Genomic DNA, 9,985 nt, shown 5'->3' on the forward strand with positions numbered 1-9,985 from the left:
AGCACCCGCCTGGCCCGTGCCGATGGCGGCTGGCAATGGCCTGCCGATGCACCGCTGGCCGCCACCGTGCGCGCCCAGTTGCCGGACGTGGGCGTGTGGTCCGCCCTGGCACCGCCGGGCTGGCGCGTGAAGGGCACGCTGGACGCCAATGTCGCCCTCGCCGGCAACCGCGCCGCGCCCCGATGGAGCGGCACGCTCGGCGCCGACCAGCTGTCGGTGCGATCGCTCATCGACGGCGTGGACCTGCAGGACGGGCGCCTGCGCGCCACGCTGAACGGCGACCGGCTCGACATCACCGAATTTCGCGTGAACGGCGGCCAGGGCAGCAACGCCCGCATCGCCGGCTTCAGCGGCAACCGCACCGCGGCCCCGCGCGACGGCGGCACGCTCACCGGCCAAGGCAGCGTGTCGTGGACCACGGGCGGCAGCGGCGCCACCGGCTCCGGCATCGCCATGGACTTCGACGCCGAGGCGCGCGCCCTGCAGGTGCTGGTGCGCGCCGACCGCCAGGTCAGCGTGTCCGGCAATCTGCAGGCGCGGCTGCGCCAGGGCCAGTTCACGCTGCGCGGCAAGCTCACCACCGACCGCGCCACCATCATCCTGCCCGAGGCCGGCGCACCCAGCCTGGGCACCGACGTGGTCGTGCGCTCCGCCGCCAAGGACCGCGAAACCGTCAAGCAGGCCGAACGCGCGGGACAGGCCGCCGGCCGCGTGGAAGCCGCCAAGCCGCCGGACATCGCCGTCACCCTCAACCTGGGCGACGACTTCGCGCTGCAGGGCCACGGCATCACCACCCGCCTGGCGGGCGAACTGGAGATCCGCGGCGCCACCGTCGCCGGGGCGCCGCCGCGCGTCACCGGCGAGGTGCGCACCGTGGAAGGCCGCTACCGCGCCTGGGGCCAGTCGCTCGATGTGGAGACGGGCCTGGCACGCTTCAACGGCCCGTACGACAACCCCGCGCTGGACATCCTCGCCATCCGGCCGAACATCAGCGTGCGCGCCGGCGTGCAGGTCACCGGCTCGGCCAAGGCGCCGCGCGTGCGGCTCTATTCCGACCCCGATCTGCCCGACGCCGAAAAGCTCTCCTGGGTGGTGCTGGGCCGCAGCGGCGCTGCCGGCGGCGCCGAGGCCGCGCTGCTGCAGCAGGCGGCGCTGGCGCTGCTCGGGGGCAACGGCAATGCCGGTGCCGGCAACTTCGCCAAGCGCGTGGGGCTCGACGAGATCGGGTTCAAGGGCCCCGGCTCGGGCGAGGATGCCTCGGCCGCCGCGCTCACCTTCGGCAAACGCCTGTCCAAGGACCTGTACGTGACCTACGAGCGCAGCCTCTCGGGCGCCCTGGGCACGCTGTACATCTTCTACGACCTGACCAAGAGCCTCACGCTGCGCGGCCAGACCGGCGCGCAAAGCGCGGTGGACCTGATCTACACGGTGCGGTACGACTGACGGGGCCCATCAGCCCGCCGCGGCGCGGGCGAACTGGGGCGCGTTCTGCACCCGGCCATCCCCGTGCGGCAGATAGGGATAGAGCAGGCTCCCCGCGGCCTGCAGCAATTCGAACTGGGCGGACGCCAGCCCCTGCTCCACCAGATCGAAATGGCACAGGGTGCCGTACAGGCCGCCGCGGTGATCGGTCACCGGCACGCCGTGGTAGGCCACCACTACGCCGCGGAACGAGCTGGCCAGCAGCCGCTCGTCGTGCATCGAGTTGTCCACCAGCAGCGAGCCATCGCGCAGCACGAACTGGCAAAAGCTGTTGTCCAGCGCCACCACGGCCAGCGCCTCGGGCCGGATCTGGTGCTGCTTGTCGTAGAGAAAGACGTTGATGAGCTGCGACTCGATCACCTGGAAGATGCCGGTGTACCGATGCGGCACACCGCGGTTGAGGGCCTCCATGGCGGGAGAGAGTCCCTCCGCCAGGAGCAGGGCGTGGAACTGTGGAGGCGTCATCGGTGAAATCATTGCGGAGGTATTTTAGAGCGGCGCACCGCCCGGGGCGCGTTGCCACTGCGGAAATGCGGCGCTCCCATGGCCTGTGGCCCCGCGCCGGGCGCGATCTTCTTTTGCGGAGGTCTCAGCACGGCGGGGAAAAGCTGCCACGGCCACGCCTTTACAATCGCCCGTCCTCCTCGTAGTTCAATGGATAGAACGAGTGCCTCCTAAGCGCTAGATACAGGTTCGATTCCTGTCGAGGGGACCACTGATTTACTTACAAATCAACGGCTTACGTTCAGCGCCCTCCCTTCGGGGACATGGCGGGGACATAGGACAGTGCATCCGCGTCGCCGAATGGTCAGTCAGCATATCTCCTGACGTCGGCGCCCTAACAGGGGAGTCACCTTGCCGAGAAAGCCTCGATTAGGCCAGTGCGCCATTTGCGGCATGCACGGCGATGTCACACGAGAACATCTTCCTCCTGCAAAGTTGTACTCGGCTAATGAGCGCGCCGCGCTTCAGATGAACATCATCAAAGCCTGCCTTCGTTGTAACAACGGCGGTTCAAGTGATGACGAAAATCTAAAAATCTTGCTTGGGCTCGTTACCGGTGATGGTGGACGGAATGCGAACCAGATCATTGACCATCTTGCATCAACGCTTGAAAAAAATAAGAGATTGCAAACGACGATTTTTGAAGGCCGGTTAACTAATACTCCAACCGGCCGCCAGATTGCGATTGAATTTGACCAGGCTTCGTACTGCCGCTCAGTTACTCGCATTACGAAGGGACTTTACTTTTCGGAATCCGGCAAAGCACTCGGACTGGCTGCTTGGGTGTCAGTCTTTGAGCCCTCAAATAGTTATATCGCTGTGGATAACGCCTTAAGGTCTATGCCTCGGAAGTCGCTCAACGGAGGCACTTTCACTTATGCGCATCAAATTTTTTGAGGACGGTGGCAGTGTGTGGCAGTTCAACTTTTTTTAATCGCCACGAGGTATTAGCTTGGACGGGTCCTCCTGTCCCCTGAGCCGTTATCTCCTGATCTGTCGGTGCAGGGTCATGAGGGGCCTCGCTGTCGTGCCGCATCGCCGCGGTCAGCGTGTTCCCGATGCTAACGTGCCCGTACCAGATATGGAAGGCGGACACCTCGGGAAGCTTGCCGGTGCCGCATTCGCGGATGGGTTCAGGCGGTAGGTGATCCGCACCTTGCCGAAGGCAGGAGTATCTATGACGGCGGGCAGGGTGGGGGGCCGGCCGCTGCCGGCGGGTGGGAGCAACTTGCTGCCCGGCGGAAATTTCCTCGCCCGGGATCTTGGATAGTATCCCGTTGTCTGCACCAAAACCATTTATTTGGGGAATCCCCCCTCCGTCAAATAGGCATAGTGGGTGATCGGAAATAAAAAAGTATCGCCGCCAGTATCACACCCACTAAAAAGCATGCCAAGGCGGAAAATCCAATAAACCAAGACAAAAAGCTATTTTCAGTACGAAGACCGTCCCGCTTCAACATGTCCAGCCAAAGGATTTTTCCTTCCGCTACGCTCAGCCAATCGGACCTCCAGCCGATTAATGCACGATTGATGCGTATATTCTGATTTACATGTGACCCGCCAACAAAAACCAGCCCCAACACAAATACGGCGAGAATTAAATAAGACATCCAAATTTGTCGATAGCCTGGAACGGCGCCGATAAACGCAAGCATCCCTGCAGCCCCTCCGCCGTTAATAGCCAGGAGGTAATTCCAAGCCGCTTTCTCAGCTTCGCTTGACATCAATCTGAGATGATCAAAGCGTTTTTCGAAATAATCGGACTGCATACGCTGAGCGTCTCCAATCATGATGGACCTCCGTTGTCGAATACCTCCATTCTGGGGGAGCCAAGAGGCCGCCGCCAGCCCCCGACGAGGCGGAGGCTACTCACTCCGCAGATCGGTCTTTATGGGCGCGCGGCAGTTGGTCAGCGCTGTCGGCAGCTGCCCCTCATAACCCTCCCGCCTCTCGTTTGCCGCCATCGCGGCTCGCGCGAAGTCGTCCACGGTCGCGCCCGGGCGCAGGGCCTCGGTGGGCATAGCAAGCCGGTCGGGCACAGGCTCTTCGCAAGCACCGTGATGCGAAAATAGCCCATGGCCCGCACTGACCCCCAACTGAACTTCAGAATTCCTTTCGAGCTTCGAGACCGGCTCGATGAGGCGGCGACGGAGAACAACCGGTCTCTTACGCGAGAACTCATCGCGCGCTTGGAGCAATCGTTTCAGGGGCCAGAGCTCGGCCCCGGGGCTTTGCGTGAAAAGCTGATGTTGGCCATCGCTCTGCAGGAGTACAGATCCAACCTTCTGTCCAACTACCCCGATCCGCAACGTCTAACACCGAACGAGCAAAAGGAATTCGACACGGTGAAGGACAGGATCACCAGAATGGTCTGGCGTATCGAAGAAGACTTTGCTGCCGCAGGCCAGCCGTACCCTCTCAGGCCGCTCGGTCGTTACGTGACTGTTCAGGATATGAAAGACCGGGAGCGGAGCAAAAGTTAGGAACCGCCCTTTCGCGCAACCAAAGCAGCAATACCTGCTTTGCTCACTTCTCCCGTCGGCTCACCTCAGCCATGGTTTCCAGCGCCGCGAGTTCCATCACCCAAACGTCCTCATCCAGCTGGTCACGGTCAGCGGGTTCAAGCGCCATGCGATCACCTGCTTCGGAGTCGGCAGCGTGACGTAGTACGCATCCTTCTCGGCCTGCGACGCCCGGCGGCTGGGCTTCTTTCGGCCATCCATGCCCGGCCGGACCATCGGGCCCATTCCGTCCGGCCCGTAGCGGTAGCGCTGCAGATAGCCGTACTCCACCAGATGGCCGTGCGGCGCCTTCTTGTGGTTCCAGCTGATGTTGTAGACCGCCTTGCCGTCCACAGACTTCTCCGGGCTGAATTTCTGGTAGATCGATGCATCCAGATTGCCGGTTTTTCGGCCAACTGCGGGCAAAGTCGGTGGGTAAGCAAGGCAAGTTTGGAACAAACTCCCGCAGTCGTTGTTTCGGAGGTCTGCAGAGGACAGTAACTGCCGATTTCGCTTAATGCTCCTGGCAGCCGGATGCCATAGCCGGGCCGCCATGGCTCGCCTTACCTCTGACTGATAACGAACCGGGTCGGGCGCGCAGAAGTGCCGATGGGCATGGCGCTTCCAATTGCACCAATGGCAGCAAGCCGCAATGTTTGCTGGATGATCCAGGCCACCTCGTTGACGCTCCACCAAATGCTCGGCTGTCGACCGAAGCACATCGAGCAGAGCTTCAGGAAGACCGTATGCCTGCGCAAATCTCTTGCGGCATTCCGGCTCCCAGATCGGCAACTCACAATAAATGCAGAGGCCCCGTTGGGCAAAGTAAGCACGCTTGCGGAGGGTGGTAGTGGTGATTTTCAGCATGGTCGATCAAAAACAGTGGTGCTGTTTCCGTCGCCAATGACTGGTCGGGTCGGACGCCGAGGCTGGTGCCGAATCGGCTATGCAGGGAATTGCTCCCATGCGGTCGGTTTTGCGATACCGAACGCTTGCAATTTACGCGCTCATACCACCGCGCGTCAAGCCAGGATTTATCGGTTGCATTGGTTTGGGGGAGTCGAAATCTTTCGCTGAACAAAGTGCGCGCTGCGCTCAGGCAGACCGCCGCCGATGCCATGCCAGCAGCCCCAGCAAGGCCGTCAGCATCGCCAGGCCGAAGTGCGACAGCGTGGGAATGGCGGCGGCACTCGCCGGCGCCGCGGCGATCACCGCCGGCCCGCCCGGATCGGAGATCGTGCCCACCGCCGGATCGGCGTCCCCCGGGCCGTTGTCCTCGATGTCGAAGGTCACCGTGTCCCCATTGATCTGGGCGCCCGGCCATTCGAACCACTCCGACTGCGCCGCGCCCGCGGTGCGCGGGCCGTACTTCATGAAGCGGCTGCCCGCTGCCAGCGCCTGCGGGTACTTCAACGTCACGGTGACCTTGCCCGCGCAGGTGGTGGCCACGAAGCGGAAGACGCCTTGGGGAAACTGCGCGCCCGCGGGGCGGCTGGATGGCACCTCGAACACGGTCTGCGCGGTGTCGAACGTGCAACCGCTCACGCCGGTCAGCGAAGCGGTGATCTGCCCACTGCCGGCGGGCGAAGCGCCGGTGAACGAGTCCTCGACGCTCGGCAGGCGCACCACCAGATGCAGGGTCGATTCCTTCTGGATGTTGTAGTCCGAGAGGGTTCGGCCGTCTTCCAGTTGCTTGCCCGCGAAGATCAGCCGCTGCTGCTCGGGCGCAATGCCTTCCTGGTCCTGGATCTTGGCCTTCACGTTCTCAATCGAGTCGCTGGGCTCCACGTCCAGAGCGATGGTCCTTCCGGAGACGGTTTTCACGAAGATCTGCATGGCCCACGCGCCCTGCGAGAGGGCGGCGAGCGCAATGAAGAGGGCCCATCGGGCAGCCCATCTCCGAATATCCAGAAAGGGGGGAACAGGCGGGGAGAACGCAAAAACCATGGATCAACTGGCAGCAGGTCGAAAAAGACCCGGGATCATGCGTTTCTGACGGGTTTCTTACAAGCGTTCCAGCCCTTGATCTGCGGAAATTCGCGTTTTTTTTAGGGGGCTTGCGCCAGCCAGCCGTCGATCACCCGGGGCAGGCCGCCGCCGGTGAGCGGACGCAGCGCATGGCGGCGAGCCGGAGTTTCCAGGGGCGGTCGGTCCAAGGCATGCGGGGTCAGCGCCCGCAGACCGCGTCTCAGCGGCTGAGCATCGCGACGACCGCGACGATGCCGAGCACCACCACCGCCACCGCCCGTGCGGCCCAGCCGCCCAGGCTGGCGGCGGTCATCCCGGCAATGCCGGCTTTCACGGTACCGGCGTGGCGGCCCTCATGGGTGCCGGATTCAAAGGCAGAACGCCTGCTGATGGCCATCGCCTGGGGATGGCCGCAGCCGGGGCAAGCGGTCGCCTGATCGGAAATCTGCCGGTTGCATTCGGGGCATGGAACGAGTGCCATGGGTTTTCTTCTCCTGGTGCATGGATGGAACGATGGCCACAACCTGCCTGTGACAGTCGCACCATAGCCCGGCCCTTGCCCTCGGCTGTTTCGAAATGCGTCGAAGCTGCGCGGCTCCAACCGCGTCACGGCGAGCCTTGCAGCTCCCAACGGCTGCCATCGGCAAAAGACAGCCTGAGTCTCAAGGTGCCACCGGCTGCGGTGTACAGGCTGTATCGGCGAATTTGCGACAACTGCCGATGGGCCCAGGCCTCCATCTGCATCAGGGGCTGATCGTCGCACGCGGCCATCGTCTGGAAAACTGGCTCGGCACGAATGCCGCCATCCTCGGCCCACCACCGGTATCGGAATGTCGACCCGTTGCACACGCGCAGGCCGAAAAGCCCGGCACCTGGAAAGCTCAACCGCACCGATGGGCCGGAATTGCCCATGCCGGTCCTTGGCCAATCGTGCCGCTCCGTGCCATCAGGGCCGAAGATCGAGACCAGGCCCCATTCAGCGGTATCCAGCGTGCCGAGGTAGAAGTTTTCGCGCGCTGGCTCTGCCTCCCGCTGAGGGGGCTGCTGTGGCGAGGCCATCGCGCCACTCGCTATCAGAGCGAGCGCGGCACCAGCGATGAGCGCAAGCACCCTAGCGGGCCCCGCCCAACTTCTCGAAATCCGCATCCAGCCGCGCCAGCGACGCCGCGATCTGCGCGCGCCGGGCCTTGATCCAGCCGTCCTGCTCGGCCACGCGCTGGGATGCCTCGCGCAGCATGCGGTCCATTTCGGCGGGCTGCGGGCCACCGGCGGTCTGGCGGTTCCTGACGATCGCCACCGGGTCGAGCGTGGAACGGAACTCGGCCTCGGACAGGGGCAGCACCTGCGCAAACTCCGTTCCCTTCACCGTCTCGGCGTAGATGCGTTGCGCCTGCGCATACGGAAACGCGAGGGGCCGGATGTCCTTGGCCTTGGCGTATTCCACGACCTCCGACGCGAAATGGTGGCCGACGCGGAAGGGCAGCTTGTATTGGCGCATCAGCACGTCGGCCAGTTCCTGCGAGGCGGTCCAGTCGCTGTTGAGCTCCTCCAGCGCACGCTGGGGATCGATCACCAGGTTGTTGAGGATGCGCGTCCAGTTGTTCAGTACACCGGCCGCCGCCTGCACCATCGCGGCGTTGGTGCGGACCTCCTTGGGGTCGCTCATGCCGGGGGGAATGTTGTGCGCCTGCAATGCGGGGCCCATGCCCAGGTTGAGCGCGGTGGAAGCGTCGCGGCGGGTGCTGTTGAGCAGGCCGGGATTGCGCTTTTGCGGCATGGCGCTGGAGACATACGTGTTGCCGCCGCCTTCCTGCAGCAGGATCCAGGGGCGCGGCTGGGCGTATTGGGTCATCACGTCTTCGATGAAGCTGCCGGCATGCAGGGCGATGGCCATGACGATGGCGCCGGCCTCCACGGGCTGGTCCACGGCGGAGATCTGCGCGGCGTCGTACGCGTTGTCCACCGTGGCGGAAAAGCCCAGGTAGTCCGCCATGCGCTGGCGGTTCAATGGCCAGCTGGTGCCGTTGAGCACCGTGGTGCCCATGGGCGAGCGGTCCATGCGGGCATAGGCTTCGCGGATGCGCTGGGCGTCGCGCTCCAGCCCGGCGGCGATGCCCAGCAGATAGTGGCCGTAGCTGTTGGGCTGGGCCGCCACGCCGTTGGTGTAGTTGGGCACCACGGTGGCCCGGTGCTTGCCGGCGAGTTCGATCAGGGTGGCGGTGGTTTGGCTGAGCGCCTCGGCCAGGTGGAGCATTTCATCGCGCAGGATGGCGGACCGCGCGGTGGCCAGCATGTCCTGGCTCGATCGGCCGGCGTGCAGCAGCGTGATCTGGGGTCCGGCGGCCTCGATCAGCAACGGCTCGAAGGTGATGACCAATGAGGGCCGCTTGCCACCCGGCTTGTCGCCGTTGGCCAGCACCTGGGTGATGCCTTTGTAGACGAGGGGCGACAGCGATGGGTCGAGCAGGCCCTCGTCGGTATTGATGACGGCGGTGGCCTTGTTGATCTCGCCGAGCCAGAAGAAATCGTCGTGCTTTTTGGCGGAGGTCTGGGCGCCCGCGTGGGGCACGAGGGCCGCCAGGGAAAGGGCGGCGGCAATGGCGAGTCGGGTGGGTTTCATGGGCATGGCCTGTTGTCTCTGTAATGGGTTTGTTCCACCGGCGCAGGCGGCCGTGGCGATGATGGGCGCGCTGGGTCCGTGCTCAATACACGCCGTAGCGGTACGCAAAGTACAGGGCGGCGAGGGTGCCGACGACGGCGAGGACGGTCATTGCTTTGCGCATGGGAACTCCGCGGGGGAAAAGGCCATGGTAGCCGCCCCGGCGCCGCCACCCGCCATCGGCGTCAGCGGCCGTGCAGGCCCTGCGGCGCACCGCCCGGCCGCGCAGCGCGCCGCTGCAGCAGCGCCCGCACCATCACCCCCACCACCAGCGCGTTGACCACAAAGATGCCCGCGTGCAGCGCATTGCTGTGGTGCAGGAAGCCGATCAACTCGAACGGCAGGTAGATCGCCCCGCTGCCCGCCGCCAGCACCTCGGCCCAGGGGCGTTCCTTGAACAGGCCGTACGCCTCCACCAGCCGCAGCGCGGCATACGCGGCAGCGCCCAGGGCCAGCAGCATGAGCCGGGAGTCCTGCACGTTGCGGGCCGCGTCCAGAAAAATCTGCGGGTATCTGGCCGCGGGATTGAGGTGCGCATGCTCGATGAGCCGCACGGCGATGGCGTAGATGTCCCGGTGCGCCAGCGACAGCAGCCCCGTGGCGGCGGCCAGGACGAGCAGGCCCTTGAAAGCTTCGAGGAACGCGACGAGACGGACGGCCTGGTTCATGGAAAACGCCTCCCACGCGAACGGCGCGGATGGATGCATGGTGAATGGGTGACGAAAGGCGGACGGGCGCCAGGCCGATTGTCGGCCCTGCCGGCACGCGCGCCGCCGACCCCACCACGCAGCCGGGGCCCCGGCCTACAATCCGCCGGCCCGCCCCGACGATCCGATGGCGCCGCTCCACGGATGCTGATCTGAGCCAAAAA

11 protein-coding genes and 1 tRNA gene are annotated in these 9,985 nt (G+C 64.5%); 4 read left to right on the plus strand and 8 right to left on the minus strand.

Translation table 11 applies throughout. The annotated features are described in order from the left end of the window. Positions 1–1,443, plus strand: a 1,443-nt coding sequence (locus tag AC27KI_RS14355) for a translocation/assembly module TamB domain-containing protein (RefSeq protein ID WP_487114412.1), incomplete at its 5' end; no start/stop codon positions are given. A gap of 9 nt (positions 1,444–1,452) precedes the next feature. Here AC27KI_RS14355 and AC27KI_RS14360 read toward each other — a convergent pair. Further along, positions 1,453–1,947 carry a guanylate cyclase gene (locus tag AC27KI_RS14360; RefSeq protein ID WP_284429386.1) on the minus strand — a complete coding sequence of 165 codons (495 nt, stop codon included), beginning with the start codon at positions 1,945–1,947 and terminating at the stop codon, positions 1,453–1,455. 175 nt (positions 1,948–2,122) lie between these two features. Here AC27KI_RS14360 and AC27KI_RS14365 point away from each other — a divergent pair. Together AC27KI_RS14365 and AC27KI_RS14370 are read left to right on the plus strand one after the other, a co-directional pair. Further along, positions 2,123–2,197 (plus strand) — tRNA-Arg (locus tag AC27KI_RS14365). A 257-nt stretch (positions 2,198–2,454) separates the two neighbouring features. Then, the gene (locus AC27KI_RS14370) at positions 2,455–2,883 is read left to right on the plus strand and encodes a hypothetical protein (RefSeq protein WP_487114414.1); all 429 of its coding nucleotides are present in this window, start codon (positions 2,455–2,457) and stop codon (positions 2,881–2,883) included. 422 nt (positions 2,884–3,305) lie between these two features. Here the strand turns inward: AC27KI_RS14370 and AC27KI_RS14375 are convergent, their stop codons facing one another. Then, the gene (locus AC27KI_RS14375; protein ID WP_284426611.1) at positions 3,306–3,776 is read right to left on the minus strand and encodes a hypothetical protein; all 471 of its coding nucleotides are present in this window, start codon (positions 3,774–3,776) and stop codon (positions 3,306–3,308) included. A 285-nt stretch (positions 3,777–4,061) separates the two neighbouring features. On the opposite strand from AC27KI_RS14375, the gene AC27KI_RS14380 reads away from it, so the two are divergent. Further along, complete coding sequence (locus AC27KI_RS14380; RefSeq protein WP_487114416.1) at positions 4,062–4,469, plus strand: Arc family DNA-binding protein; 408 nt, start codon at positions 4,062–4,064, stop codon at positions 4,467–4,469. A 96-nt stretch (positions 4,470–4,565) separates the two neighbouring features. Here the strand turns inward: AC27KI_RS14380 and AC27KI_RS14385 are convergent, their stop codons facing one another. The 6 genes from AC27KI_RS14385 to AC27KI_RS14410 form a co-directional block, all read right to left on the minus strand. Continuing rightward, positions 4,566–5,354 carry a hypothetical protein gene (locus AC27KI_RS14385; protein WP_487114418.1) on the minus strand — a complete coding sequence of 263 codons (789 nt, stop codon included), beginning with the start codon at positions 5,352–5,354 and terminating at the stop codon, positions 4,566–4,568. 228 nt (positions 5,355–5,582) lie between these two features. Beyond that, positions 5,583–6,311 carry an IPTL-CTERM sorting domain-containing protein gene (locus AC27KI_RS14390; RefSeq protein ID WP_317356257.1) on the minus strand — a complete coding sequence of 243 codons (729 nt, stop codon included), beginning with the start codon at positions 6,309–6,311 and terminating at the stop codon, positions 5,583–5,585. 364 nt (positions 6,312–6,675) lie between these two features. After that, positions 6,676–6,936 (minus strand): hypothetical protein, encoded by a 261-nt coding sequence (locus AC27KI_RS14395; RefSeq protein ID WP_272565077.1) that lies wholly within the window; start codon positions 6,934–6,936, stop codon positions 6,676–6,678. Between the two features lie 125 nt (positions 6,937–7,061). Further along, positions 7,062–7,514: an META domain-containing protein gene (locus AC27KI_RS14400; protein WP_487090215.1), complete on the minus strand. Its 453-nt coding sequence runs from the start codon at positions 7,512–7,514 to the stop codon at positions 7,062–7,064. Between the two features lie 52 nt (positions 7,515–7,566). Beyond that, on the minus strand, positions 7,567–9,081 hold the full coding sequence (locus AC27KI_RS14405) for a lyase family protein (RefSeq protein ID WP_487090214.1): 1,515 nt from the start codon (positions 9,079–9,081) through the stop codon (positions 7,567–7,569). Between the two features lie 218 nt (positions 9,082–9,299). Beyond that, positions 9,300–9,821 (minus strand): DUF2127 domain-containing protein, encoded by a 522-nt coding sequence (locus AC27KI_RS14410; protein WP_487114420.1) that lies wholly within the window; start codon positions 9,819–9,821, stop codon positions 9,300–9,302. Positions 9,822–9,985 lie beyond the last annotated feature (164 nt).

This window comes from Acidovorax sp. KPB24-03 (assembly GCF_057546605.1).